Below are 25,885 nucleotides of genomic sequence, written 5' to 3'. Positions count from 1 at the left end.
TATTGGGATTCAACAGGAGAATAAACCGGGAAACTTAACATGTAAACATATGATTGATTTTGGTTGGTTTATGATAGAAAATGATTATTTTTGATTAAAAATGATTGATTTATGAAACCGTTCTCATTATAATGAAAGTAACAAGAAACGGAGAAAGTAGGAGAGTACTATGTTAACGGAGGAACGACATCGAATCATCTTAGATTTATTGAAGGAGAAAGATGCGATAAAAATACAAGAGATTGTAGATGTTACGAACGCTTCTGAGTCAACGATTCGCCGGGATTTAACACAGCTCGAGCAAGAGAAGTTTCTGAAACGTATCCACGGTGGAGCTGCAAGGCTTCAAGGGAAGTTGAAGGAACTGAGCGTTTCTGAAAAATCATCCAAAAGCTTTCATGAAAAGCAGTCAATCGGTCAATATGCTGCTTCCCTAGTAGAAGAGGGCGATTGCATCTTTTTGGACGCAGGTACGACTACCTTGAGTCTCATTGATCATCTACCGCAAATGGATATTGTGGTCGTGACGAATGGATTGACCCATGTGGATGCACTCATTCAAAAAGGATTTAAAACATACATGATCGGTGGATACGTAAAGCCGGTGACAAGAGCGATGGTAGGAAGTGGAGCGGTGGAATCCCTACGCCAGTACCGATTTGATAAAGCATTTATGGGGGCGAACGGGGTTCATGCTCAATATGGATTCACGACCCCGGATCCTGAGGAGGCCCAGGTAAAGCGCATGGCCATTGAATTATCGAGGGAAGCCATGTTCTTAACAGATGACTCCAAGTTTGGAGAGATTGCTTTCAGCAAAATTGTGGACCTTGATAAAGCCATGATTATTACCAACGCTCTTGATGACGAACATGACACGGCAATGATGAATCAAACTACGATAAAGGTTGTGACACCATGATATATACCTTAACACTGAACCCTTCTGTCGATTACATTATGGAACTGGAATCCTTTCAAAAAGGCGGTCTGAATCGAAGTGAGAAAGAAAGTGCATTTCCTGGAGGCAAAGGAATCAATGTCTCCCGTGTATTACATGTACTGAATGTAGAAAGCGTTGCTCTCGGTTTTGCAGGAGGGTTTACTGGTGAGTACATTAAACAATTTTTAAATAAAGAAAAGATAAAAACTGAATTTGTGGAAGTAGAAGAAGCTTCCCGTATTAACGTAAAGGTTAAGTCGGATGATGAAACGGAAATCAACGGTAGTGGACCATTGATTCGCGAGGAACATATACAACAGTTACTTCAAAAGATATCTTCATTAACAGAAGAAGACATGATCGTTCTGGCGGGGAGTCTACCTGGATCAGTGCCTAAATCATTTTACCGGGAGATTGCTGCACAGTGTAAGGAACAAGGAACGAAAGTGATCATCGATGCCGAGAAGAACTTGATTCAACCGGTTCTTTCCCTGAATCCCTTCCTGATTAAACCAAATCATCATGAGCTGGGGGAGATGTTTGATGTGAAGATTGAGTCAGTTGATGATGCGGTTCACTATGGACAGAAGTTGAAGGATTACGGAGTCGAAAACGTGATGGTTTCAATGGCGGAAAAAGGTGCCCTCTTACTGACCGGTAAAGAGGTATTGTATTCGTCCGTACCAAGTGGAGAATTACAAAGCTCGGTCGGTGCAGGAGATTCTACCGTTGCCGGATTCCTTGCGGGACTATCAAGGGGATGGAGCATTGAAGATGCATTCCGCTTGGGAACCTCAGCTGGATCAGCCACAGCTTATTCAATCGGTCTTTGCTCATCGAAAAAAGTGAAAAGCTTATTTGAAGAAATTCAGATTACAAAAAAATAGGGGGGAACAAACATGAGAATTACTGAATTACTAACGAAAGATACGATTCAGATAAATATTACTTCTACATCAAAAACCGGAGTTATTGATGAATTGGTTACGGTATTAGATAAAAGTGGGAAGCTAGAGGACCCTAAAGAATTCAAGCAAGCGATTCTTAACCGTGAAGCACAAAGTACGACGGGTATCGGGGAAGGGATCGCTATTCCACATGCGAAAACATCGGCAGTCAAAGCACCTGCCATTGCATTCGGCAAATCTGCACAAGGTGTAGACTATGAATCTCTCGATGGGGCTCCTGCTCATTTGTTCTTCATGATTGCAGCAACAGAAGGGGCCAATCAAACTCATCTAGAAGCATTAAGCCGCCTTTCTTCTATGCTGATGGATGGAGATGTCCGTAAATCGTTACTGAATGCTACTACAAAAGAAGAAGTTTTAGAGATTATTAATGTTCATGATCAAGAGGACGAGGACGAGGTTCCTGCTGAAACTTCTGGTACAAACCACGGAAAGGTCCTGGCTGTAACGGCATGTCCTACAGGGATTGCTCATACGTATATGGCAGCGGATGCTTTGAAAGCCAAAGCGAAAGAAATTGGTGTGAACTTAAAAGTAGAGACGAATGGTTCCGGTGGAGCAAAGAACGTCTTAACTTCTGAAGAAATTGAAAACGCTGTAGCTATAATCGTAGCTGCCGATACGAAAGTGGAAATGAATCGTTTTAAAGGAAAGCCTGTGATTGAGGTTCCAGTGGCAGAAGCGATTAGACGTCCTGAAGAATTATTGAATCAGGCCATGAAACAAGCTGCACCTCTTTATAAAGGTGGAGAGCGATCCGGTGAGACCGGGGCCGGTCCTGAGAAAAAACAAAAGTCAGGCTTTTACAAGCATCTGATGAATGGTGTTTCCAACATGCTTCCATTCGTTGTAGGGGGAGGGATCCTGATTGCGATCTCGTTCTTATTCGGCATTCAGTCAGCGAATCCTGATTCTCCTGAATACAATGAGTTTGCAGCGATGCTAATGAAAATCGGCGGAGATAATGCCTTCTACTTAATGGTTCCTGTCTTAGCGGGATTCATTGCCATGAGTATCGCGGACCGACCTGGCTTTGCCCCTGGTATGATAGGCGGATTGATCGCTGCAACTGGTCAAAGCGGTTTCTTAGGTGGAATTATTGCCGGTTTCTTAGCGGGATATGTGGTTCTTGGAATCAAGCGTTTAACAAACAACTTCCCTCCATCATTGGAAGGGATCAAACCGGTATTGATCTATCCGTTGCTGGGAATTTTCATTACTGGATTTATCATGCTTCAGTTCCTGGTCGAGCCTCTAAGTGCAGTCAACACGGGTATTCAAAACTGGTTGGATGGACTAGGCACAGGGAACCTGATTTTACTCGGACTGGTCCTTGGTGGAATGATGGCCGTCGATATGGGGGGGCCGATCAACAAAGCGGCCTTTACATTCGGGATTGCCATGATTGAAGGAGGGAACCTTTCTCCCCATGCTGCCATCATGGCCGGAGGTATGGTGCCGCCACTTGGGCTTGCACTGGCAACGACACTATTCAAGAAGAAGTTCAATGATAACGAACGAAAAGCAGGTATCGCGGCTTACTTTATGGGAGCATCCTTTATTACAGAAGGAGCGATTCCGTTTGCTGCAGCCGATCCATTCCGGGTCATCCCCTCAATTGTGACAGGTTCTGCGGTTGCAGGAGCGTTAGCGATGTTCTTTGGGATTGGTTTACCTGCCCCCCACGGTGGATTATTCGTATTCCCGGTAGTAGAGGGGAATCCATTCTTATATCTGTTAGCAGTACTGATTGGCTCTGTTATTACAGCCGTGATGGTGGGCTTATTGAAGAAGCCAATTAAATGATTCATGAAAGAACCAGGTGATCTCCACCTGGTTTTTTTGAATTTTGCGTTTTAAAAGCCCCATTCCAGGTAAAAAGTATAGGTAGATGATGGAGAGGGGAAAGGCTATGGAGATGATAGATTTGCTGGAGATTCCAGATGAGTTTTACACTGCTCTTATTCGTATTATGTTAGTCGTTCTGCTGAGCGGCTTGATTGGTATAGAGAGGGAATTTAAAAATCACCCCGCTGGTTTACGCACTCATATTCTCGTAGGTGTCGGTTCCTGTTTGATGATGCTTGTTTCCCTGTATGGATTCCAACCGTTTTTAGACGAACACCCCCAATTGGTAGGGTTTGATCCAAGCCGTATTCCCTCTTATGTTATTTCCGGAATCGGCTTTCTTGGAGCAGGAACGATTATGGTCCATGGTGGTGTGACGGTCAGAGGCTTAACCACTGCCGCCAGTATTTGGATTGTTGCAGGATTAGGGCTGGTAGTGGGGATTGGTATGTACTCCCTGGCCATTTTTACGACCCTGGTGATTGTGATAACATTATTTTTCTTGAACAACCTGGAAAGCTTTTACAAGGAAAAAGTGAAGCATAAGAAGCTACTGCTCCTTAGTCTGGTCGTGCAAAAGGGAAAGGGGAACCTCACGTCTATAAATGATGCCCTTCATGATCATGGAATCGAGATCACTCAGTACCAGATTGAAGAAGGAGATGAAATGGAGGGAATGGATGCCTTTAAATATTCCCTCCTTATATTAACGCCAAGTGCGCTGCAATTTAATGAAGTACTGGAAGTTGTCCAAGATTTAGAATGTGTGAAAAAGTTCCAGCTTCACAAAAAATAAAAAAGGAACGAGGGTGTCCCCGCATCCTCATTCCTCCATACTCTATAAGCTTTCAATTTCTACATCTTTTATCCCTTGGATCTCTGAAATCGTATAGTAAATATCGACCGTTTTTTTTCTGAAGTCCACAATGATTTTCAATTCCAAAAGGTGTTGCTGGTTCTTTAAGTCTTTGATCCGAATATTTTCGATTGAGATTTCTTCAGCTTTGATTCGTTCAATAATCGATTTGATCTCTTTTTTCTCCAAAATCGTCGCACGCAGGGACAGCTCTTTTTCCCGCAGTCGTTTCGGACCTAAATACGTAATAATGATCGGAACCACTTCAACGGATACAATCAAGAGAATCACACCTGCTGTAGCTTCCATGTAGAAGCCGGCGCCGACAGCAATTCCGATCCCGGCTGCTCCCCAGATCATAGCGGCTGTCGTTAATCCGGAAATGCTGTCATTCCCTCTTCGTAAAATGACACCTGCCCCTAAGAAACCAATCCCTGAAACAATCTGAGCTGCCAGTCGCAAAGGATCCATCGTGATATTTACTTTATCCGAACCCTCTGATATATAAGCAGACTCAATAGAGACAATCGTTAATAAACAGCTCACGATACATATAACGAGAGACGTCTTTAAACCTACAGGCTTTCGCTTTAATTCTCTCTCAAGCCCTATGATTAACCCTAATACCGCAGACACACCCAGCTTTATCATGAATGTCGTGTCTAATAGTTCCATTTAGCTCCCCCCAGTTCCACCTGCACAGTTATAAATTCGAGTAGTAATTTATCCTGACTGATTATAAAATAAGAGCAGTGATCTATCAGGGGGTGTGTTATGTCAGAAACAAAGGTTAATCCGTATCTCTTATTAGCAATCGAGGTAATCTCCGTTTCTACATCTGCAATATTAGTGAAGGTATCAAGTGCACCAGCAGGCGTTTTAGCATTTTATCGATTGTTTTTCACTGTGCTTTTAATGTCCCCTGTATTTTTCTTAAAGTATGTGAGGGAACTGAAAGTTATTACTCTAAGAGATTGGATGTTTTCGATTTTAGCCGGGGTATTTCTGGCCTTTCATTTCATACTCTGGTTTGAATCCTTAAACTATACGTCCGTGGCAAGCTCAACGGTACTCGTCACACTGCAGCCATTATTCGCTTTTATCGGGGCATATCTTTTCTTTCGGGAAAAATTAACAGGAAAAGCCATTATTTCAGCAGTCTTGGCCGTTAGTGGAAGCATCATTATAAGCTGGGGTGATTTTAGAATCAGTGGGAGTGCTCTCTGGGGAGACGTTCTTGCTTTGGCGGCATGCGCTCTTGTAACAGGATATCTATTATTCGGGCAGACGATTAGGAAGCGCCTTTCCCTCATTACATATACGTACTTGGTATATGCCATAAGCTCAGTCGTTCTATTTTTATATGCAATTATACGGTCAGAAAGCCTTGGCCCTTATCCGAAAGAGGAATGGATTTACTTCCTATTGCTTGCCATTATACCCACCCTGTTAGGCCATTCATTATTCAATTGGTCTCTAAAATGGTTAAGCACCTCGACCATCTCAATGGCAATTCTCTTTGAACCTGTCGGCGCATCTATCCTTGCTTATTGGCTCTTAGCCGAAAAAGTGATGATCACTCAAGTGATTGGAGGTTTTGTCATTATGATCGGCGTTACCTTCTTCTTAATAGAAGAAAGGAAATTAAAAAAGATGATCCAACAAGTCAACGAGGTGAAAAAGAATGAAGGACTTCCGCTTTAGAAAGGCAGACCTAAAAGACGCTCCAGGATTAGCGCATGTCCATGTCCATAGCTGGAGAACAACGTACGAAGGAATCGTTTCAGGAGAATATCTCCAGTCTTTATCAATAGAAGAAAGAGAACAAAAGTGGGTACAAATCCTTTCCGGATCTCATCATACCTATGTATGTGAACAAGACAATGGAGAAATCGTCGGCTTTGTTTCATTTGGGAAAGAGCGTTCAGGCGAGTATGAAGGGGAATTGTATGCCATTTATCTTCTAGAAGAATATCAAGGTAAAGGCATAGGGAAAGAGCTCTTCGGAATTGCCGCCAAAAGTCTTAAAAAACAAGGATACAACTCCATGTGGATCTGGGTGTTGAAAGATAACCCGTCGAAACATTTCTATTATACGTTTAAACCTGAACTTATAAAGGAAGAGGTGTTAACTCTTGGTGGTGAGTCGCACCAGGAAGAAGGCTTGCTGCTGAAGTTGCATTAAAAAGGAGTAAAGGAGCGTTCACTTCGCCCCTTTACTCCTTTAGTGAAGATTTTTTCACTTAAGAAAATACGTATGTAAAACCAGAAAACACAAACGCCATGACGACTGAAAAGATGAAGGTCATTCCTTTTACAGGTGTAGTACTTTCGCTTATCTTAAGAGCCTGTACATACGAATACGCAAACAGATATACAGCCATGATGAATGATAGAGATAATGCGACGTTTGAAAGCATCATGTTTAAATCTCCTTTCAGGAATGCGTAGTAATAATATATATGGAGGTTTATTGTTAAACAGAACAACAGAAGTGATTGATTAAGTTTTTAAAGTTTTCTTTAAAAATATATTGCAATAGCATTAACAGCATGTTATATTAATAAACGTCGCTGATACAGCAAACAACATTTCAGAAAAATAAATGTAAAAAGTTGTTGACGTGAGAACGAAAGATATGTTATATTTATAAAGTCGCTTCAGAACGAAGTGGACAAGCCTTGAACCTTGAAAACTGAACAAAACAAGACAATACGTCAACGTTAATTCTAGATTTATTTTTAAAGAGCTATTCAAACTTTTATCGGAGAGTTTGATCCTGGCTCAGGACGAACGCTGGCGGCGTGCCTAATACATGCAAGTCGAGCGGACTGATGGGAGCTTGCTCCCATCAGTCAGCGGCGGACGGGTGAGTAACACGTGGGTAACCTGCCTGTAAGACTGGGATAACTCCGGGAAACCGGGGCTAATACCGGATAACTCATTTCCTCGCATGAGGAAATGTTGAAAGATGGCTTCTTGCTATCACTTACAGATGGACCCGCGGCGCATTAGCTAGTTGGTGAGGTAACGGCTCACCAAGGCGACGATGCGTAGCCGACCTGAGAGGGTGATCGGCCACACTGGGACTGAGACACGGCCCAGACTCCTACGGGAGGCAGCAGTAGGGAATCTTCCGCAATGGACGAAAGTCTGACGGAGCAACGCCGCGTGAGTGATGAAGGTTTTCGGATCGTAAAACTCTGTTGTTAGGGAAGAACAAGTACCGTTCGAATAGGGCGGTACCTTGACGGTACCTAACCAGAAAGCCACGGCTAACTACGTGCCAGCAGCCGCGGTAATACGTAGGTGGCAAGCGTTGTCCGGAATTATTGGGCGTAAAGCGCGCGCAGGTGGTTTCTTAAGTCTGATGTGAAAGCCCACGGCTCAACCGTGGAGGGTCATTGGAAACTGGGGAACTTGAGTGCAGAAGAGGAAAGTGGAATTCCAAGTGTAGCGGTGAAATGCGTAGATATTTGGAGGAACACCAGTGGCGAAGGCGACTTTCTGGTCTGTAACTGACACTGAGGCGCGAAAGCGTGGGGAGCAAACAGGATTAGATACCCTGGTAGTCCACGCCGTAAACGATGAGTGCTAAGTGTTAGAGGGTTTCCGCCCTTTAGTGCTGCAGCTAACGCATTAAGCACTCCGCCTGGGGAGTACGGTCGCAAGACTGAAACTCAAAGGAATTGACGGGGGCCCGCACAAGCGGTGGAGCATGTGGTTTAATTCGAAGCAACGCGAAGAACCTTACCAGGTCTTGACATCCTCTGACAACCCTAGAGATAGGGCTTTCCCCTTCGGGGGACAGAGTGACAGGTGGTGCATGGTTGTCGTCAGCTCGTGTCGTGAGATGTTGGGTTAAGTCCCGCAACGAGCGCAACCCTTGATCTTAGTTGCCAGCATTCAGTTGGGCACTCTAAGATGACTGCCGGTGACAAACCGGAGGAAGGTGGGGATGACGTCAAATCATCATGCCCCTTATGACCTGGGCTACACACGTGCTACAATGGACGGTACAAAGGGCAGCAAGACCGCGAGGTTTAGCCAATCCCATAAAACCGTTCTCAGTTCGGATTGTAGGCTGCAACTCGCCTACATGAAGCTGGAATCGCTAGTAATCGCGGATCAGCATGCCGCGGTGAATACGTTCCCGGGCCTTGTACACACCGCCCGTCACACCACGAGAGTTTGTAACACCCGAAGTCGGTGAGGTAACCTTTTGGAGCCAGCCGCCTAAGGTGGGACAGATGATTGGGGTGAAGTCGTAACAAGGTAGCCGTATCGGAAGGTGCGGCTGGATCACCTCCTTTCTAAGGAAGATTTACTAAACGTTTGACAGTCGAAGTTTTGTTCAGTTTTGATGGTTCAACCATCAAAACTTTTTGTCTCTTACGAGATGAAAATGGATTTGTTCTTTGAAAACTAGATAAAGATATAATTGATAGTCAAGAAATTACCGAGTATCGCCATTTTAGGTTTTAAACCTGATGTAACAACCAATTCGGTTAAGTTATGAAGGGCGCACGGTGGATGCCTTGGCACTAGGAGCCGACGAAGGACGGGACTAACACCGATATGCTTTGGGGAGCTGTAAGTGAGCTTTGATCCAGAGATTTCCGAATGGGGGAACCCATTGTTCGTAATGGAACAATATCCTTACTTGAATACATAGAGTATGGAAGGCAGACCCAGGGAACTGAAACATCTAAGTACCTGGAGGAAGAGAAAGCAATTGCGATTCCCTGAGTAGCGGCGAGCGAAACGGGATGTAGCCCAAACCAAGAGGCTTGCCTCTTGGGGTTGTAGGACACTCTATACGGAGTTACAAAGGAATGAAGTAGACGAAGAAGTCTGGAAAGGCTCGTCAAAGAAGGTAACAACCCTGTAGTTGAAACTTCATTCTCTCTTGAGTGGATCCTGAGTACGGCGGGACACGTGAAATCCCGTCGGAAGCTGGGAGGACCATCTCCCAAGGCTAAATACTCCCTAGTGACCGATAGTGAACCAGTACCGTGAGGGAAAGGTGAAAAGCACCCCGGAAGGGGAGTGAAATAGAACCTGAAACCGTGTGCCTACAAGTAGTCAGAGCCCGTTAACGGGTGATGGCGTGCCTTTTGTAGAATGAACCGGCGAGTTACGATCCCATGCAAGGTTAAGTCGATGAGACGGAGCCGCAGCGAAAGCGAGTCTGAATAGGGCGAATGAGTATGTGGTCGTAGACCCGAAACCAGGTGATCTACCCATGTCCAGGATGAAGTTCAGGTAACACTGAATGGAGGTCCGAACCCACGCACGTTGAAAAGTGCGGGGATGAGGTGTGGGTAGCGGAGAAATTCCAATCGAACTTGGAGATAGCTGGTTCTCTCCGAAATAGCTTTAGGGCTAGCCTCATGTGTAAGAGTCTTGGAGGTAGAGCACTGTTTGGACTAGGGGCCCTCATCGGGTTACCGAATTCAGACAAACTCCGAATGCCAAAGACTTATCCATGGGAGTCAGACTGCGAGTGATAAGATCCGTAGTCGAAAGGGAAACAGCCCAGACCACCAGCTAAGGTCCCAAAGTATACGTTAAGTGGAAAAGGATGTGGAGTTGCTTAGACAACCAGGATGTTGGCTTAGAAGCAGCCACCATTTAAAGAGTGCGTAATAGCTCACTGGTCGAGTGACTCTGCGCCGAAAATGTACCGGGGCTAAACGTATCACCGAAGCTGTGGATTGACACCTCTAGGTGTCAGTGGTAGGAGAGCGTTCTAAGGACTGCGAAGCTAGACCGTAAGGACTGGTGGAGTGCTTAGAAGTGAGAATGCCGGTATGAGTAGCGAAAGATGGGTGAGAATCCCATCCACCGAATGCCTAAGGTTTCCTGAGGAAGGCTCGTCCGCTCAGGGTTAGTCGGGACCTAAGTCGAGGCCGATAGGCGTAGACGATGGACAACAGGTTGATATTCCTGTACCACCTCTTTTCCGTTTGAGCAATGGGGGGACGCAGGAGGATAGGGTAAGCGCACTGCTGGATATGTGCGTCTAAGCAGTTAGGCTGATGATGAGGCAAATCCCATCATCGTGAAGGCTGAGCTGTGATAGCGAGCGAATTATAGTAGCGAAGTTCCTGATTCCACACTGCCAAGAAAAGCCTCTAGCGAGGAAAAAGGTGCCCGTACCGCAAACCGACACAGGTAGGCGAGGAGAGAATCCTAAGGTGAGCGAGAGAACTCTCGTTAAGGAACTCGGCAAAATGACCCCGTAACTTCGGGAGAAGGGGTGCTCTGGTAGGGTGCAAGCCCGAGAGAGCCGCAGTGAATAGGCCCAGGCGACTGTTTAGCAAAAACACAGGTCTCTGCGAAGCCGTAAGGCGAAGTATAGGGGCTGACGCCTGCCCGGTGCTGGAAGGTTAAGAGGAGTGCTTAGCGCAAGCGAAGGTGCGAATCGAAGCCCCAGTAAACGGCGGCCGTAACTATAACGGTCCTAAGGTAGCGAAATTCCTTGTCGGGTAAGTTCCGACCCGCACGAAAGGCGTAACGATCTGGGCACTGTCTCAACGAGAGACTCGGTGAAATTATAGTACCTGTGAAGATGCAGGTTACCCGCGACAGGACGGAAAGACCCCGTGGAGCTTTACTGTAGCCTGATATTGAATTTTGGTACAGCTTGTACAGGATAGGTAGGAGCCTTGGAAGCCGGAGCGCCAGCTTCGGTGGAGGCATCGGTGGGATACTACCCTGGCTGTATTGAAATTCTAACCCGCGCCCCTTATCGGGGTGGGAGACAGTGTCAGGTGGGCAGTTTGACTGGGGCGGTCGCCTCCTAAAGAGTAACGGAGGCGCCCAAAGGTTCCCTCAGAATGGTTGGAAATCATTCGCAGAGTGTAAAGGCACAAGGGAGCTTGACTGCGAGACCTACAAGTCGAGCAGGGACGAAAGTCGGGCTTAGTGATCCGGTGGTTCCGCATGGAAGGGCCATCGCTCAACGGATAAAAGCTACCCCGGGGATAACAGGCTTATCTCCCCCAAGAGTCCACATCGACGGGGAGGTTTGGCACCTCGATGTCGGCTCATCGCATCCTGGGGCTGTAGTCGGTCCCAAGGGTTGGGCTGTTCGCCCATTAAAGCGGTACGCGAGCTGGGTTCAGAACGTCGTGAGACAGTTCGGTCCCTATCCGTCGTGGGCGCAGGAAATTTGAGAGGAGCTGTCCTTAGTACGAGAGGACCGGGATGGACGCACCGCTGGTGTACCAGTTGTCTTGCCAAAGGCATCGCTGGGTAGCTATGTGCGGAAGGGATAAGTGCTGAAAGCATCTAAGCATGAAGCCCCCCTCGAGATGAGATTTCCCATCACGTATGTGAGTAAGATCCCTAGAAGATGACTAGGTAGATAGGTCAGAGATGGAAGCATGGCGACATGTGGAGTTGACTGATACTAATCGATCGAGGACTTAACCACAAAGAGTCATTTTTAAATGAACAACATTGGCTGATATTCGGCTTTCTTGACATCAATTCTTTATCTAGTTTTCAGGGAATAAATTTTATACGAAAATATAAAAAAACCTTGAAAAATTATATCTACGCGATATAATAGTACTTGTCCCTAAAAAAGAGACAAGAAATTGTCTGGTGACTATGGCGAAGAGGTCACACCCGTTCCCATGCCGAACACGGAAGTTAAGCTCTTCAGCGCCGATGGTAGTTGGGGGATCTCCCCCTGTGAGAGTAGGACGTCGCCAGGCTTTATATTTTGGAGGATTAGCTCAGCTGGGAGAGCATCTGCCTTACAAGCAGAGGGTCGGCGGTTCGATCCCGTCATCCTCCACCAAGTTTTTTACGAAAGTAAAATAAACTTCATTTTATTTTGCGCCAGCAAAATATCTTTCCTTGAACTGCTTCTATGAAGTAACTTGTTTTAAAAACTTCATTTGAAAGTAAATATGCCGGTGTAGCTCAACTGGTAGAGCAACTGACTTGTAATCAGTAGGTTGGGGGTTCAAGTCCTCTTGCCGGCACCATTTGGTTTTCTTACTATATAGATGAGCCATTAGCTCAGTTGGTAGAGCATCTGACTTTTAATCAGAGGGTCGAAGGTTCGAGTCCTTCATGGCTCACCATTGATTTTTGCAATAGCAAATTATCAATCATACATGCGGGTGTGGCGGAATTGGCAGACGCACCAGACTTAGGATCTGGCGCCGCAAGGCGTGGGGGTTCAAGTCCCTTCACCCGCACCATTTATTATGCGGAAGTAGTTCAGTGGTAGAACACCACCTTGCCAAGGTGGGGGTCGCGGGTTCGAATCCCGTCTTCCGCTCCAGAAGATTTTGCCGGGGTGGCGGAACTGGCAGACGCACAGGACTTAAAATCCTGCGGTAGGTGACTACCGTACCGGTTCGATTCCGGTCCTCGGCACCAAAGTTTTTTGCGCCAGCAAAATAACTTTCCTTGCTTTGTCTTTAATGAATTATTTTGCGCCCGTAGCTCAATTGGATAGAGCGTTTGACTACGGATCAAAAGGTTAGGGGTTCGACTCCTCTCGGGCGCGCCATATAGATCGGGAAGTAGCTCAGCTTGGTAGAGCACTTGGTTTGGGACCAAGGGGTCGCAGGTTCGAATCCTGTCTTCCCGACCACTTCTTTGGGGCCTTAGCTCAGCTGGGAGAGCGCCTGCTTTGCACGCAGGAGGTCAGCGGTTCGATCCCGCTAGGCTCCACCAAGTTTTTTTACGAAAGTAAACTAAACTTCAATGATATTTGGGATATCCATCTATCAATTAATTTGATATTAAATGTTTCTTGGCGGTGTAGCTCAGCTGGCTAGAGCGTACGGTTCATACCCGTGAGGTCGGGGGTTCGATCCCCTCCGCCGCTACCAAAAGGGACCTTTAGCTCAGTTGGTTAGAGCAGACGGCTCATAACCGTCCGGTCGTAGGTTCGAGTCCTACAAGGTCCACCAAGTACCATTTTCATTACGGAGGAATACCCAAGTCCGGCTGAAGGGATCGGTCTTGAAAACCGACAGGGGTGTAACAGCCCGCGGGGGTTCGAATCCCCCTTCCTCCTCCATATTTTATTCTATGGTAAATTCTATATATCGTCGCGGGGTGGAGCAGTTCGGTAGCTCGTCGGGCTCATAACCCGAAGGTCGCAGGTTCAAATCCTGTCCCCGCAATACCATTTTTGACTTAGGATAGGATATTCCTTGATGAGTCACGCATGGATAGTTATTTTCGCTATCGCAGAATAATGAAACCTATTTTGCTGGCGCAAACAATGAAAGTTATTTTGCTGACGCAAAAAACTCTGGTCCGGTAGTTCAGTTGGTTAGAATGCCTGCCTGTCACGCAGGAGGTCGCGGGTTCGAGTCCCGTCCGGACCGCCATTTTCTAAAAAAAGATTATGGTTCATAATTAAATATTTTACTCTAAAGTAAGGCTCAGTAGCTCAGTTGGTAGAGCAATGGACTGAAAATCCATGTGTCGGCGGTTCGATTCCGTCCTGAGCCACCATTTTTTATTTAAAGATATTATGGCGATTGTGGCGAAGTGGTTAACGCACCTGATTGTGGTTCAGGCATTCGTGGGTTCGATTCCCATCAGTCGCCCCATACTTTCTTATTTCATTACCGCGGGTGTAGTTTAGTGGTAAAACCTCAGCCTTCCAAGCTGATGATGAGGGTTCGATTCCCTTCACCCGCTCCAATTCTTAATGGGCCTATAGCTCAGCTGGTTAGAGCGCACGCCTGATAAGCGTGAGGTCGGTGGTTCGAGTCCACTTAGGCCCACCATTTCATTATTCCGCAGTAGCTCAGTGGTAGAGCTATCGGCTGTTAACCGATCGGTCGCAAGTTCGAATCTTGCCTGCGGAGCCAATATGGGGAAGTACTCAAGTGGCTGAAGAGGCGCCCCTGCTAAGGGTGTAGGTCGGGCAACCGGCGCGAGGGTTCAAATCCCTCCTTCTCCGCCATATTATGGCCCATTGGTCAAGCGGTTAAGACACCGCCCTTTCACGGCGGTAACACGGGTTCGAATCCCGTATGGGTCATCTAAAAAAAGACTATCATTTTGATAGTCTTTTTTTATTGTATAAAGAAGAATTGGTGGCCATTTTATTAAAAATAAAATGAAAATATGACTAAATAAAGAGATTTAGTTGAATATGAAGCCAGATCGGGGCTAGATTAATCTGTTTTACATGAGAAAGCATGCTTCTACTTCTGTACGAGGGATATATTATCGACTTTCCGCCATATATTATCGACTTTCCACCATATATTATCGACTTTTCCCATTATATTATCAACTTCTACACTCCTCTTTTCAGCTCACATTTTAATTACAATAAAAGGAGGATACGAGGAAACATTAGTCAGTGATCTTCGAAGAGTAAAAGGCTTATACGACCTCTTAAATTTCTCCATTATTCATATCCAGTATTCCATCACCTAACCCAGATTCCTCCAAAAATTACACTATGCATGGGTTCTCCATTATTGTACTTTAAAACAGGTTTCATCCACCCTAAGAATGCAAATGCCAGATCTATCATCGATTATTAATCACCCCTCCATTCGACACCGCCCAGCCCTCTCACAACAAACCAAAAACCATACAAAATACCGGAATCCTTCTGCTTTTTCATCAAATTTCACTTTTTTTAATTAAAAAACTTTCGACAAATTTCGCTATGGATTCAACACGATTCCCCTATGTTCTTCCAATGTAAACCCTATCATTTAGTAAGACTTTCCAATAGTGTACCTTTTTAATAGATGTATGTAGGAAATTGTCGTAATTGAGCGACGATAATAAAAAGGATTTTGATGAAGTTGAAAGAAAGTAGTAAGTAGATTGAAAAAATGTAGGTGAGATGATGAACGCAATGACCATATCAGATTATGATGTTTTTTTGTTTCATGAGGGAAATTTGCAGCAGGCCTATCAGTTTATGGGTTCACATGTGAGAAGAGATTCTACAGGGACCTATACAGAATTTTGCGTTTGGGCACCGAAAGCAAGACATGTTTCATTGGTTGGATCTTTTAATGATTGGAATGGAACCGGGTATGAACTTACAAGGCGGAATAACGAAGGTTTATGGACAATTCGCATTGATGGGGATCTATCGGGAGAAACGTATAAGTACGAGATTACGACTCTATCGGGATCCAAGAAGCTGAAGGCGGACCCCTATGGATTTGCTTCCGAGAAGCGTCCGAATACTGCAAGCGTGGTGTATGAGCTGCAGGGGTTTTCATGGGAAGATGAGGAGTGGCTTGAACATCGAGCCAGTTCGACGGTCTATGACAAGCCTATGGCGATTTATGAAGTGCATTTAGGCACTTGGAAAAAGAAAGCGGGGAAGTTTCTTTCTTATAAGGAATTGGCACAGCAATTGATTCCTCATGTGAAAGAACAAGGTTTTACACATATTGAGTTGCTGCCTGTCACGGAGCATCCGTTTGATCGTTCTTGGGGGTATCAAGGTACTGGTTATTATTCTCCGACTAGTCGCTATGGCTCACCTCATGAATTGATGGCGTTCGTGAATGAATGTCATTTACATAATATTGGCGTGATTTTGGATTGGGTCCCGGGTCATTTTTGTAAGGACGCTCACGGGTTATACGAATTTGATGGTTCTTTTGCTTATGAGTATGGAGAGGAAAGGGATCGTGAGAATTATACCTGGGGAACGGCGAATTTTGATTTAGGTAAGGGAGAAGTGAGAAGCTTCCTGATTTCGAATGCCCGTTTCTGGATGGATCTTTATCATATTGATGGATTCAGGATTGATGCAGTTGCCAACATTATTTACTGGGCTAACCAGGGAGAGCTTGCTCCCAATGAAGGAGCCATACAGTTTTTGAAAAACTTGAATAAGGCAGTGTTCGAGTATGATTCTTCGATTCTGATGATTGCGGAGGATTCTACAGACTGGCCTCAGGTGACGTCTCCAGTTCATTACGGAGGACTTGGCTTTAATTATAAGTGGAATATGGGATGGATGAATGACGTCCTTAAATATATGGAAACAGACACGTCTGAAAGAAGGCATGTACATTCTCTTATCACATTTTCATTGTTATATGCGTACTCAGAGAATTATGTGCTTCCCTTTTCCCATGATGAAGTGGTGCATGGGAAGAAGTCATTATTGAATAAAATGCCAGGTGATTACTGGCAGAAATTCGCTCAATATCGTCTGCTCCTGAGCTATATGATGGCTCATCCAGGGAAAAAGCTTCTGTTTATGGGAAGTGAACTTGCCCCGTTTTCAGAGTGGAAGGATTTAGAGGAAATAGATTGGCATTTATTGGATTACGAATATCATCACAAATTCAACTCATATTTTAAAGAACTTATGCATTTATATAAAGGTGCTGAACCATTATTCCAAATGGACCATCGTTCAGAGGGATTTGAATGGGTGGATGTGGATAATAGAGAGCAGCAGATTTTCTCTTTTATCAGGAATGGGAAAGAGGAGGGTGATCATCTTGTGGTGATCTGTAATTTCAGCCCTCATGTGTATCATCAGTATAAGGTGGGAGTCAATAAAGTTTCTTCTTATGAAGAGATTTGGAATAGTGATGATGAACGATTTGGCGGATCACATCAGGTGAACCCTATGCCTCTTACAGTGCACAGCGAGCCGTACCATGGAAGAGAAGGATATGTGGAAATGACGATTCCACCATACGCAGCCGTTTATTTAAAACCAATAGATTGAAAGGGGAGAGAGCAAGATGGCAAAAGGTAGATGTGTGGCCATGTTATTAGCAGGTGGAAAAGGGAGCCGTTTAAGCTCATTGACGAAGAGTCTGGCGAAACCAGCCGTACCGTTTGGAGGAAAATATCGTATTATTGATTTCACATTAAGCAATTGCACAAATTCAGGGATTGATACGGTGGGGGTCCTTACTCAGTACCAGCCATTAGTATTAAATTCTTATATCGGGATTGGAAGTGCATGGGATCTTGACCGTAAAAATGGGGGAGTCACCGTTCTGCCACCTTATGCAGAATCATCTGAGATGCGCTGGTATACAGGAACGGCCAGTGCCATTTATCAAAATATGAATTACCTTGAGCAATATGATCCAGAGTATGTACTGATACTTTCAGGAGATCACATTTACAAGATGGATTATAGTAAAATGCTCGATTATCACATCGAGAAGAAAGCGGATGTCTCGATCTCCGTCATTGAAGTAGGCTGGGATGAGGCAAGCAGGTTCGGTCTTATGAACACGAATGAGGATATGAGAATTACTGAATTCGAGGAAAAGCCGGCTTTCCCTAAGAGTAACCTTGCTTCGATGGGAATCTATATTTTCAATTATTCTGTACTGAAGGATTATTTGGAGATGGATGAGCGTAATCCCGATTCCAGCCATGACTTTGGGAAGGATGTTATTCCTTTACTGCTTGATGAGAAGAAAAAGCTGATGGCCTATCCGTTTAAAGGATACTGGAAGGATGTCGGAACAGTTAAGAGCCTATGGGAAGCGAATATGGACTTGATTGATGAGAAAAATGAGCTGAATCTGTTTGATCATGACTGGAGAGTGTATTCGGTGAATCCGAATGAGCCGCCTCAATATATTTCTGAAGAAGCGCTTGTTGAGGGGTCCCTTGTGAATGAAGGGTGTACGATTGAAGGGACGATTCGTAAATCCGTCCTGTTTCAAGGAACAACGGTAAAAAGAGGAGCACATGTAAGCCGCTCAGTCGTCATGCCGGATGCGGTCATTGGGGAAAACGCCTATATCGAGCAGGCAATCGTACCGTCGAATGTCAAGGTTCCGAACGGCCTGTGCATCATGCCGGACGAAGGATCGGATGAAATCATCCTGGTTACGGAATCATTTATTGAAACACTACTGGAACAAGAAAAAGTGTAAAGGTTAAAGACCCACATTACAACTTAAGAGGAGGAAGTGTTTTGAAAAATTCAATGCTTGGCGTTATTGATGCTACTAGTTACTACGATTCGTTGGAGGATTTACTGTTACATCGTTCATTAGCTGCTCTGCCAATTGCAGGGAGATACCGCTTAATCGACTTTGTACTCTCCAATATGGTGAATTCAGATATTGGCTCCGTTGCGATTTTCCCTAAGTTTCAATACCGTTCCCTTATGGACCATCTTGGATCAGGGAAGAACTGGGATCTGAACCGGAAGCGTGACGGGTTGTTTTTCTTCCCTGCACCAGGATTAGAGGCGAATGAAGAGGGTGTGGGTTCATTTAATCACTTCGCCCATCACTTGGACTATTTTTATCGCAGTACCCAGGAATATGCATTGATCAGCAATTGCTTTACCTTATGCAATATCGACTATCAACCGGTGCTAGAACGCCATATCCGTATCGGTTGTGATATAACGGAAATGCGTCATAACGGAAACTCTTTAGATATGTACCTGGTGAAAACGTCTACACTCATTGATTTGATAGAGAAGCGACGTGAAACAGGCTATACGTGTATGCAGGATGTTGTGGATGATATGGATAGCGGCTTTAAGGTGTGCGGCTATGAACATGAGGGATTTGTTCAAACGATTGATTGCATTGAAGAATACTATGATGCCAGCATGAAACTTTTGAATCTATCTTATTGGAAAGAGTTGTTCAAAAAGGATTCACCAATCTACACGAAGGTGAAGGATGAGCCGCCAACACGCTACACTTCAGCTGCAAGTGTGAAAAATAGTATTATCGCAAATGGATGCTTCATAGAAGGCCAAGTGAAGAATTCTACCATGTTCAGAGCGGTCAAGGTAGGAAAAAATACGATGATTTCGGACAGCATCATTATGCAGAAGAGCCAAATTGGAGATAACTGTGTACTAGAGAATGTAATCTTAGATAAAGATGTGAGAATCGAGGATGGCGTCAAGCTTATCGGAGATCCAAACAATCCAATAGTCATTCGCAAAGGGATGATTCAAGGAGCGCTGATGAATTCGTGAAAGTGTTATTTGTAGTATCTGAGTGTGTCCCTTTTATTAAATCTGGAGGCTTGGCGGATGTTGCAGGCGCTTTGCCTAAGGAATTAAGGAGTTTAGGGACGGATGTCAGGGTGATCCTGCCTAAATATGGTGGGATCCCTCATGAGTTTCGTTCAAAAATGAAAAAGAAGAAAGAGTTCTTCGTGTCAGTCGGCTGGCGGAATCAGTATTGTGGAATTGAAGAGTACAGTGAAAATGGTGTAACGTATTATTTTATCGATAATGAATACTATTTTAATCGGGATCGTTTATACGGTTATTTTGATGATGGTGAGCGCTTTGCGTATTTTACGAGAGCGGTGTTGGAAAGTATCGCTGTTCTTGATTTTTATCCAGATGTGATTCATTGTCATGACTGGCACACAGGAATGGTTCCATTCTTATTAAGAACCGAATACCAGGAGAGACCGGGTTATTCGTTTATCCGCAGTGTGTTCACCATTCACAATCTTCAATTTCAAGGGATTTATCCTAAACAGGTGATGACTGACTTATTAGGCATTCACGATAAGTATTTCCATCACGAATACCTTGAGTTCTATGGGAATATCAATTTTATGAAGGGCGCTTTGATTTCGGCGGATTTTGTAACCACGGTGAGTCCTACATACAAAGAGGAGATTCTGACGCCATATTACGGGGAAAAGCTTCATAATATTCTGGGACAGCGATACAACCAATTATTAGGTATTCTAAACGGTATTGATGATGAAGTTTACAATCCTGATGACGGAGAGTTTCCTTACTTTAGCGGCAATCTTCATGGAAAGAAGAAAGCGAAGCTTCACCTGCAAAAAAGCTTGGGATTAGAAGAGAATGTAGGAATCCCTCTTGTGTCCATCATTTCAAGGTTAACGAATCAAAAAGGGCTTGAACTAGTAAGAGGAGTATTTCATGAAATGCTCCAGGAAGAAGTTCAATTTGTCCTTCTGGGAACAGGGGATTGGGAGTTTGAACAATTCTTCAGGGAGATGGAATGGACGTATCCGGATAAGGTCAGGGTACAAATCGGATTTAATGAGGACCTGGCAAAGCAGATCTATTCTGCCAGTGATTTGTTCCTGATGCCTTCTAAATTCGAACCGTGCGGACTGGGGCAACTGATTGCCATGAGATATGGAGCCCTGCCGCTTGTCCGGGAAACAGGGGGATTGAACGATACGGTTGAATCCTATAATGAAAAAACGAAGACAGGGAACGGTTTTTCGTTTAAGAACTTTAATGCCCATGATATGCTCTACACCTATCGAAGGGCTCTATCGTATTTCTACGAAGATCCGGAAACATGGAATCATATTGTACGAACTGCAATGAATAAGGATTATAGTTGGGCACAATCGGCCTTTAAGTATAATCAACTATATGCTGACCTGGTATCAAGGAGTGAAAGCCATGTTTTCTGATCCAATTGAATTTAAAGAAATGTTTCTGAAGAAGCTTGAAATGATGTATGGGAAGACCTTTCCTGAGTCTACGAGTCAGGATCAGTTCTTCACATTAGGTCATCTTATAAGGGAATACATCTCTATGAACTGGATCCATACGAATGAGCAGTACCGGTTCAGTAAACAAAAGCAGGTGTACTATTTATCGATAGAATTTCTATTGGGGCGACTGCTTCGCCAAAACCTGATGAATTTAGGAATCTACGATATTGTGGATAAAGGATTAAAGGATTTAGGTATTGACCTTGCTGAAATGGAAGAGGTGGAGCACGATGCAGGGCTCGGAAACGGTGGTCTGGGTCGATTGGCCGCTTGTTTCCTGGACTCATTGGCTTCCCTTAATTTACCTGGACATGGCTATGGAATCCGTTACAAGCATGGATTGTTTGAACAAAAGATCGTCAACGGTTTTCAGATGGAGCTTCCGGAGCAGTGGCTGCGTCATGGGCATGTATGGGAGGTTCGAAAGTCAGATCTTACCGTTGAAGTGCCTTTCTGGGGAAAGGTGGAATCCTATACGGAAAATGATGTTTTGAAGTTCCGTCACGTGGATGCAGAAGTAGTAGCGGCCGTTCCTTATGATATGCCTGTAGTAGGATATGAAACGTCGACGGTTAATACTCTTCGATTATGGAGTGCTGAACCCGCTGCCTATAAAGCCGGGAAAGATATGATGAAATACAAGCGTGATACTGAAGCGATCACAGAATTTCTTTATCCAGACGATACCCATGATGAGGGAAAGATCCTGCGTCTGAAACAGCAGTATTTCCTTGTATCAGCTAGCATCCGTTCCATTCTTGACTCCTATCTTTACCGGAATGGTGACCTGAAGGAACTGCATGAGAATATATCGATCCATATCAATGATACTCATCCGGTCCTCGCGATACCGGAACTGATGAGGGTCCTTCTAGATGAGTATTCCTTTGAATGGGAGGAAGCGTGGGAAATCACGACGAATACATTCGCCTATACGAATCATACGACTCTTTCAGAGGCACTGGAAAGATGGCCGATCCGTATTTTCAAGCCGCTTTTCCCCCGCATCCATATGATCGTGAATGAAATCAATGAGAGATTCTGTCAGGAGTTGTGGAAGGAGTATCCCGGTGAGTGGAAGCGGATAGAGGATATGGCGATCATCTCCCATGATGAAGTGAAAATGGCTCATTTGGCCATTGTCGGAAGCTTTAGTGTGAATGGAGTAGCCAAAATTCATACAGAAATTCTAAAGCTGAGAGAAATGAACTTATTCTATCAATATTATCCTGATAAATTTAATAGTAAAACGAATGGCATTACCCATAGAAGATGGCTGCTGAATAGCAATCCGGCCCTTTCGAACTTGATAACCTCCTCCATCGGGGATGGGTGGATCAAAGATCCCGGTAAGTTAGCGGATTTGAAGGACTATCATCATGATACGGCGTTTCTTAAGGACCTTCATGATGTGAAACAGGAAAATAAACGGAAGCTCGCAGATCGAATATTTGAAAGCAATGGAATCATCGTCGATCCCACTTCGATTTTTGATATTCAAGTGAAGCGGCTCCATGCGTATAAACGACAGCTCATGAATGTTTTACACATTCTTCACCTTTATAATCGCTGTGTGGAAGATCCAAGCTTTGATTTTCATCCGCGAACGTTCATTTTTGGAGCAAAAGCATCCCCGGGTTACTACTATGCGAAGAAAATCATTAAGTTGATTCATTCTGTAGCGGATCTGGTGAATGACCACCCGCTTGTAAAAGGACGGATTAAAGTCGTTTTCCTGGAAAATTACCGGGTATCTTTAGCTGAAGAAATCATTCCCGCAGCTGATTTGTCTGAACAAATTTCAACTGCCAGCAAAGAAGCCTCCGGTACAGGAAATATGAAGTTCATGATGAATGGAGCCTTGACCATTGGAACATTGGACGGGGCGAATATTGAGATTCTTGAGCAAGTGGGGAAAGACAATATCTTTATATTTGGATTAACGGCTGATGAAGTAATGAAATATCAGCATCACGGTGGATACTATGCCATGGAGTATTTCCACTATGATACCCGTATTAAGAAGGTGTTGAGTCAATTGATCGATGACACACTTCCTGATGCAGGCGACCATTTTGAAACCATTTATGACTCCTTGCTGACCGAGAACGATCAATTCTTTGTTTTAAGGGACTTCGATTCCTATGTGAGGGCTCACGAACAAGCAGGAAAAGCGTATGAAAATAAAGAGCATTGGTCCCGAATGTGCTTACAGAACATTGCGGGCTCCGGCTATTTCTCGAGTGACCGGACAATTGAGCAGTATGCGAAGGACATATGGGGCATTACACAGGGCAGTTTAATAAAATAGAAAAAAGCTTGGGGGAAAGTTTCCCCAAGCTTTTTATATTATTTATTTTTCTTATCAGAAATATAACTGTCGCCATCTTTATACGGAATGTCGCCCAATGTGGATTCCATATTGTTTTCATCCAGCATATCCTCATATTCTTCATGTGTTTTCGAAGGATATGCCTTGCGATTGGATCCTTCCATGTCGGTTCCGACAAAGGATTCGAAATCCTCGGTAAATCCTTCTGAAGTGTCCTCATCCTGATACATTTCCGAATAGTCTTCATAATCACCTTCGAAGTCAGAAGGTGTTTCGGATGTGCCGAAGCGTCCTACTTCCTGAAAGCTGTCTTGATCATCCCGCACATTTCCGTCTGTTTCATGCCTGAATTCGTTATCAACAGGCGGCTGCAGTACATCTTCCTCTACGGGTCTATCCTGAGGTGTCGATTGTTCAGGTGAATGATCTTTACAATAAAGTGTCGTCGGAATGACTTCCAAACGCTCATAAGGAATCTCCCCACCACATTCTTTACATTGTCCATAAGTTCCTTGTTCGATCGCCTCAAGGGCGTTGTGAATTTTATTTAGTTCAAGTTTGGCGTGGTCATCTATGGCGAAATCCTTCTCTCGTTCATATAACTCTGTTCCCATGTCGGCAGGATGGTTATCGTAAAGGGAGAGTTCACCTGAGTTATCACGTTCATTTGTATGGTGAAGATTATCTAAATCCTGATGAAGATGTTCCTGTAACTGTTTTTCCTGTTGAACCAATTCTTGTTTCAGTGTCTGTTTTTGGCTGTCTGTTAGCAATTTCTTCACATCCTTCATTATGTTCGCTTAAATAATGTACTAACCATACTTTATCCGAAAGTGGGGTTGTTAAAACATAAAAGGTTGTTTTCATATACTATGTTGCTTTGTCAATTAGCGAGCGGTGGTTGATTTCCGCTCCAGATGCTCGCTTTCCGCGGGGCGTGAGTTGAGCCTCCTCGGGCTTTGCCCTGCGGGGTCTCAACTTTCCCGCTATTCCCGCAGGAGTCGAGCATCTTCCGCTCCAATCAACTTTCAATGCATAAGTCCCTACTATAGACTTTTATCAATACAACCATTTACAATAGAGAATATTTTCCAATGGAATAATGGTCATTTTAGAGGTATTTTACATTATTTTTGTCGCTGTTTAGTTCTGGCACCAATCCAATATCAAGCCGTTAATGTTTTTGTGAAATTTAACAAATTCAGGAATATAACAAGCATTGTAAAAAAAGCATATAAAAAAGAGTCGACCCCCAAATGAAGGGGTCGACTCACGTTTTTTTACAGCATATATGCAAGTAATAGTCCAATGGATAGCAGGAATCCGAAGATGGTGTTTGTTTGTGCGGTTGCTTTCATGGCGGGCATCATTTCGATCGGCTGTGATTTGCCGATGAATCCTGTCGTTGCCTTGACGGCTTTCGGAATACTTAGAAAGGCAACGAATAGCCAAGGTGATGAAACGCCTGCAAGCACCAACCCGATGATCCAGCCATAGGATACGACAAACATGCCGCCCAAAAGGATGATCGCTCCTTTTCTTCCTAAAAGGATCGCGACGGTTTTTCGGCCGTTCTCTTTATCCCCGTCCAGGTCGCGGATGTTATTCGCTAATAGAATGGCGCCGACTAAAATGGATACGGGAACAGACAATAGAATGCTGTCACCATTGATATATCCAGTTTGAATGTAGAACGATATGAGTATGATCACAAGTCCCATAAAAAAACCGGCTACAATTTCCCCAAAAGGTGTGTAAGCAATTGGCATAGGTCCGCCAGTATAAAAGTACCCCGCTGCCATGCACACTATACCTATGAGTGCCAGCCACCATGTGCTATTAAGACAAATATAAATTCCTAATAAAAGTGCGATTCCGTACAGTGAAAATGCAAGGTTTATGACCGTGGATGGCTTAACCCCGTTCCGGACGATTGCTCCGCCGATACCGACAGAATGCTCTGTATCCAAGCCTCTTTTATAGTCATAATATTCATTGAACATATTGGTAGCAGCCTGGATGAGCAAGCAGGCAATGAGCATGGCTGCAAACAGTGATAAACTGACCTTGGTAAATTGCAGAGCTAGTACAGTCCCCAGTAAGACAGGTACAAATGCAGCTGTAAGAGTGTGTGGCCTTGTAAGCTGCCACCAGATCTTCCACCCTTTATCTGATTCCAACACGTTGGATGCTTGTTGTTCCATCATATTCTCTCCCTTACGCAATAAGGAATTTTTCAGAAAACATTACAATTCCTTTACAGATTAAAGTGTAGGTAAAGGGAAGAAGACTGTCAATCATTTTTTAAAAATCTGTGAAGGTGCTATTTTCCAGTAATTGAGGACTTTTACAACGCTTTTGGTTTCTCAAAAGGGGAAAAAGGGTTTATTATATATAATAAGGATAAATATTGTTAACATGTCTTAAACTTCGTTGACACACCTTAAAGA

15 protein-coding genes, 21 tRNA genes and 3 rRNA genes are annotated in these 25,885 nt (G+C 44.3%); 35 read left to right on the top strand and 4 right to left on the bottom strand.

Going from position 1 to position 25,885, the window contains the following annotated elements; genetic code table 11:
* The first annotated feature begins 169 nt into the window (after nucleotides 1-169).
* The 4 genes from ACCB35_RS17875 (at nucleotide 170) to ACCB35_RS17860 (ending at nucleotide 4,555) form a co-directional block, all read left to right on the top strand.
* The gene (locus ACCB35_RS17875) at nucleotides 170-922 is read left to right on the top strand and encodes a DeoR/GlpR family DNA-binding transcription regulator (RefSeq protein WP_044338071.1); all 753 of its coding nucleotides are present in this window, start codon (nucleotides 170-172) and stop codon (nucleotides 920-922) included.
* Nucleotides 919-1,830 (top strand): 1-phosphofructokinase, encoded by a 912-nt coding sequence (gene pfkB / locus ACCB35_RS17870; protein WP_374054717.1) that lies wholly within the window; start codon nucleotides 919-921, stop codon nucleotides 1,828-1,830. The genes ACCB35_RS17875 and pfkB overlap by 4 nt, the downstream gene beginning before the upstream one ends.
* Nucleotides 1,831-1,842: 12 nt before the next feature.
* On the top strand, nucleotides 1,843-3,717 hold the full coding sequence (locus ACCB35_RS17865; protein WP_374054716.1) for a fructose-specific PTS transporter subunit EIIC: 1,875 nt from the start codon (nucleotides 1,843-1,845) through the stop codon (nucleotides 3,715-3,717).
* Between the two features lie 112 nt (nucleotides 3,718-3,829).
* Complete coding sequence (locus ACCB35_RS17860) at nucleotides 3,830-4,555, top strand: MgtC/SapB family protein (RefSeq protein ID WP_374057063.1); 726 nt, start codon at nucleotides 3,830-3,832, stop codon at nucleotides 4,553-4,555.
* A 42-nt stretch (nucleotides 4,556-4,597) separates the two neighbouring features.
* Here the strand turns inward: ACCB35_RS17860 and ACCB35_RS17855 are convergent, their stop codons facing one another.
* A complete protein-coding gene (locus ACCB35_RS17855; RefSeq protein ID WP_374054715.1) occupies nucleotides 4,598-5,290 on the bottom strand; it encodes an MgtC/SapB family protein in 693 nt (230 codons plus the stop codon).
* 99 nt (nucleotides 5,291-5,389) lie between these two features.
* Here ACCB35_RS17855 and ACCB35_RS17850 point away from each other — a divergent pair, with 99 nt between their 5' ends.
* Together ACCB35_RS17850 and ACCB35_RS17845 are read left to right on the top strand one after the other, a co-directional pair.
* Nucleotides 5,390-6,319: a DMT family transporter gene (locus ACCB35_RS17850; RefSeq protein WP_374054714.1), complete on the top strand. Its 930-nt coding sequence runs from the start codon at nucleotides 5,390-5,392 to the stop codon at nucleotides 6,317-6,319.
* Complete coding sequence (locus ACCB35_RS17845; protein WP_374054713.1) at nucleotides 6,300-6,800, top strand: N-acetyltransferase family protein; 501 nt, start codon at nucleotides 6,300-6,302, stop codon at nucleotides 6,798-6,800. The genes ACCB35_RS17850 and ACCB35_RS17845 overlap by 20 nt, the downstream gene beginning before the upstream one ends.
* Nucleotides 6,801-6,858: 58 nt before the next feature.
* On the opposite strand, the gene ACCB35_RS17840 is transcribed toward ACCB35_RS17845, so the two are convergent.
* A complete protein-coding gene (locus ACCB35_RS17840) occupies nucleotides 6,859-7,038 on the bottom strand; it encodes a hypothetical protein (RefSeq protein ID WP_044338065.1) in 180 nt (59 codons plus the stop codon).
* 338 nt (nucleotides 7,039-7,376) lie between these two features.
* Between ACCB35_RS17840 and ACCB35_RS17835 the strand changes: the two genes are divergently transcribed.
* The 29 genes from ACCB35_RS17835 to ACCB35_RS17695 all read left to right on the top strand — a co-directional run bounded on the left by ACCB35_RS17835 (nucleotide 7,377) and on the right by ACCB35_RS17695 (nucleotide 23,414).
* A 16S ribosomal RNA gene (locus ACCB35_RS17835) occupies nucleotides 7,377-8,928 on the top strand.
* A gap of 193 nt (nucleotides 8,929-9,121) precedes the next feature.
* Nucleotides 9,122-12,056 (top strand): 23S ribosomal RNA (locus ACCB35_RS17830).
* A 169-nt stretch (nucleotides 12,057-12,225) separates the two neighbouring features.
* Nucleotides 12,226-12,342, top strand: a 5S ribosomal RNA gene (gene rrf, locus ACCB35_RS17825).
* Together the 16S, 23S and 5S rRNA genes with 21 tRNA genes alongside form the textbook arrangement of a ribosomal RNA operon.
* Before the next feature lie 10 nt (nucleotides 12,343-12,352).
* A tRNA-Val gene (locus ACCB35_RS17820) sits at nucleotides 12,353-12,428 on the top strand.
* A 114-nt stretch (nucleotides 12,429-12,542) separates the two neighbouring features.
* Nucleotides 12,543-12,618 (top strand) — tRNA-Thr (locus ACCB35_RS17815).
* Between the two features lie 23 nt (nucleotides 12,619-12,641).
* Nucleotides 12,642-12,717, top strand: a tRNA-Lys gene (locus ACCB35_RS17810).
* Between the two features lie 35 nt (nucleotides 12,718-12,752).
* Nucleotides 12,753-12,837, top strand: a tRNA-Leu gene (locus tag ACCB35_RS17805).
* A gap of 8 nt (nucleotides 12,838-12,845) precedes the next feature.
* Nucleotides 12,846-12,920, top strand: a tRNA-Gly gene (locus ACCB35_RS17800).
* Between the two features lie 9 nt (nucleotides 12,921-12,929).
* A tRNA-Leu gene (locus ACCB35_RS17795) sits at nucleotides 12,930-13,018 on the top strand.
* Nucleotides 13,019-13,074: 56 nt separating this feature from the next.
* Nucleotides 13,075-13,151, top strand: a tRNA-Arg gene (locus tag ACCB35_RS17790).
* A 7-nt stretch (nucleotides 13,152-13,158) separates the two neighbouring features.
* A tRNA-Pro gene (locus ACCB35_RS17785) sits at nucleotides 13,159-13,235 on the top strand.
* Nucleotides 13,236-13,242: 7 nt separating this feature from the next.
* Nucleotides 13,243-13,318, top strand: a tRNA-Ala gene (locus ACCB35_RS17780).
* A gap of 81 nt (nucleotides 13,319-13,399) precedes the next feature.
* A tRNA-Met gene (locus ACCB35_RS17775) sits at nucleotides 13,400-13,476 on the top strand.
* A gap of 4 nt (nucleotides 13,477-13,480) precedes the next feature.
* A tRNA-Ile gene (locus tag ACCB35_RS17770) sits at nucleotides 13,481-13,557 on the top strand.
* 17 nt (nucleotides 13,558-13,574) lie between these two features.
* Nucleotides 13,575-13,667, top strand: a tRNA-Ser gene (locus ACCB35_RS17765).
* Between the two features lie 32 nt (nucleotides 13,668-13,699).
* Nucleotides 13,700-13,773, top strand: a tRNA-Met gene (locus tag ACCB35_RS17760).
* A gap of 133 nt (nucleotides 13,774-13,906) precedes the next feature.
* A tRNA-Asp gene (locus tag ACCB35_RS17755) sits at nucleotides 13,907-13,983 on the top strand.
* A gap of 51 nt (nucleotides 13,984-14,034) precedes the next feature.
* A tRNA-Phe gene (locus ACCB35_RS17750) sits at nucleotides 14,035-14,110 on the top strand.
* Between the two features lie 22 nt (nucleotides 14,111-14,132).
* Nucleotides 14,133-14,208: transfer RNA gene (locus ACCB35_RS17745), tRNA-His, on the top strand.
* Between the two features lie 20 nt (nucleotides 14,209-14,228).
* Nucleotides 14,229-14,302 (top strand) — tRNA-Gly (locus ACCB35_RS17740).
* A gap of 9 nt (nucleotides 14,303-14,311) precedes the next feature.
* Nucleotides 14,312-14,388, top strand: a tRNA-Ile gene (locus ACCB35_RS17735).
* Between the two features lie 9 nt (nucleotides 14,389-14,397).
* Nucleotides 14,398-14,472 (top strand) — tRNA-Asn (locus tag ACCB35_RS17730).
* Nucleotides 14,473-14,476: 4 nt separating this feature from the next.
* Nucleotides 14,477-14,567, top strand: a tRNA-Ser gene (locus tag ACCB35_RS17725).
* 6 nt (nucleotides 14,568-14,573) lie between these two features.
* Nucleotides 14,574-14,645 (top strand) — tRNA-Glu (locus ACCB35_RS17720).
* 825 nt (nucleotides 14,646-15,470) lie between these two features.
* Entirely contained in the window at nucleotides 15,471-17,333 is a 1,863-nt protein-coding gene (gene glgB / locus ACCB35_RS17715) for a 1,4-alpha-glucan branching enzyme (RefSeq protein ID WP_374054712.1), read from the top strand.
* 16 nt (nucleotides 17,334-17,349) lie between these two features.
* Nucleotides 17,350-18,507 (top strand): glucose-1-phosphate adenylyltransferase, encoded by a 1,158-nt coding sequence (locus ACCB35_RS17710; protein ID WP_374054711.1) that lies wholly within the window; start codon nucleotides 17,350-17,352, stop codon nucleotides 18,505-18,507.
* A gap of 41 nt (nucleotides 18,508-18,548) precedes the next feature.
* Entirely contained in the window at nucleotides 18,549-19,577 is a 1,029-nt protein-coding gene (locus ACCB35_RS17705) for a glucose-1-phosphate adenylyltransferase (RefSeq protein WP_374054710.1), read from the top strand.
* Nucleotides 19,574-21,019, top strand: a complete 1,446-nt coding sequence (gene glgA / locus ACCB35_RS17700) for a glycogen synthase GlgA (RefSeq protein WP_374054709.1) — start codon at nucleotides 19,574-19,576, stop codon at nucleotides 21,017-21,019. The genes ACCB35_RS17705 and glgA overlap by 4 nt, the downstream gene beginning before the upstream one ends.
* Nucleotides 21,009-23,414 (top strand): glycogen/starch/alpha-glucan phosphorylase, encoded by a 2,406-nt coding sequence (locus ACCB35_RS17695; RefSeq protein ID WP_374054708.1) that lies wholly within the window; start codon nucleotides 21,009-21,011, stop codon nucleotides 23,412-23,414. Before glgA ends, ACCB35_RS17695 begins: the two co-directional genes overlap by 11 nt.
* Nucleotides 23,415-23,452: 38 nt before the next feature.
* Here the strand turns inward: ACCB35_RS17695 and ACCB35_RS17690 are convergent, their stop codons facing one another.
* Entirely contained in the window at nucleotides 23,453-24,208 is a 756-nt protein-coding gene (locus tag ACCB35_RS17690; RefSeq protein WP_374054707.1) for a TraR/DksA C4-type zinc finger protein, read from the bottom strand.
* Between the two features lie 507 nt (nucleotides 24,209-24,715).
* Complete coding sequence (locus ACCB35_RS17685) at nucleotides 24,716-25,639, bottom strand: 1,4-dihydroxy-2-naphthoate polyprenyltransferase (RefSeq protein WP_374057062.1); 924 nt, start codon at nucleotides 25,637-25,639, stop codon at nucleotides 24,716-24,718.
* Nucleotides 25,640-25,885: the final 246 nt, after the last annotated feature.

The organism is Rossellomorea sp. FM04394, assembly GCF_041889765.1.
In the GTDB taxonomy this organism is placed as follows: Bacteria; Bacillota; Bacilli; order Bacillales; family Bacillaceae_B; genus Rossellomorea; species Rossellomorea aquimaris_B.
The sequence above is the reverse complement of the archived record's forward strand: the minus strand, read 5'-3'. Positions and strand labels throughout refer to the sequence as shown.

What these genes read in the sequence shown, in the direction of transcription:
- ACCB35_RS17875 (WP_044338071.1), top strand. Translation starts at nt 170, where the DNA reads ATGTTAACGGAGGAACGACATCGAATCATCTTAGATTTATTGAAGGAG.
- pfkB (WP_374054717.1), top strand. Translation starts at nt 919, where the DNA reads ATGATATATACCTTAACACTGAACCCTTCTGTCGATTACATTATGGAA.
- ACCB35_RS17865 (WP_374054716.1), top strand. Translation starts at nt 1,843, where the DNA reads ATGAGAATTACTGAATTACTAACGAAAGATACGATTCAGATAAATATT.
- ACCB35_RS17860 (WP_374057063.1), top strand. Translation starts at nt 3,830, where the DNA reads ATGATAGATTTGCTGGAGATTCCAGATGAGTTTTACACTGCTCTTATT.
- ACCB35_RS17855 (WP_374054715.1), bottom strand. Translation starts at nt 5,290, where the DNA reads ATGGAACTATTAGACACGACATTCATGATAAAGCTGGGTGTGTCTGCG.
- ACCB35_RS17850 (WP_374054714.1), top strand. Translation starts at nt 5,390, where the DNA reads ATGTCAGAAACAAAGGTTAATCCGTATCTCTTATTAGCAATCGAGGTA.
- ACCB35_RS17845 (WP_374054713.1), top strand. Translation starts at nt 6,300, where the DNA reads ATGAAGGACTTCCGCTTTAGAAAGGCAGACCTAAAAGACGCTCCAGGA.
- ACCB35_RS17840 (WP_044338065.1), bottom strand. Translation starts at nt 7,038, where the DNA reads ATGATGCTTTCAAACGTCGCATTATCTCTATCATTCATCATGGCTGTA.
- glgB (WP_374054712.1), top strand. Translation starts at nt 15,471, where the DNA reads ATGATGAACGCAATGACCATATCAGATTATGATGTTTTTTTGTTTCAT.
- ACCB35_RS17710 (WP_374054711.1), top strand. Translation starts at nt 17,350, where the DNA reads ATGGCAAAAGGTAGATGTGTGGCCATGTTATTAGCAGGTGGAAAAGGG.
- ACCB35_RS17695 (WP_374054708.1), top strand. Translation starts at nt 21,009, where the DNA reads ATGTTTTCTGATCCAATTGAATTTAAAGAAATGTTTCTGAAGAAGCTT.
- ACCB35_RS17685 (WP_374057062.1), bottom strand. Translation starts at nt 25,639, where the DNA reads ATGGAACAACAAGCATCCAACGTGTTGGAATCAGATAAAGGGTGGAAG.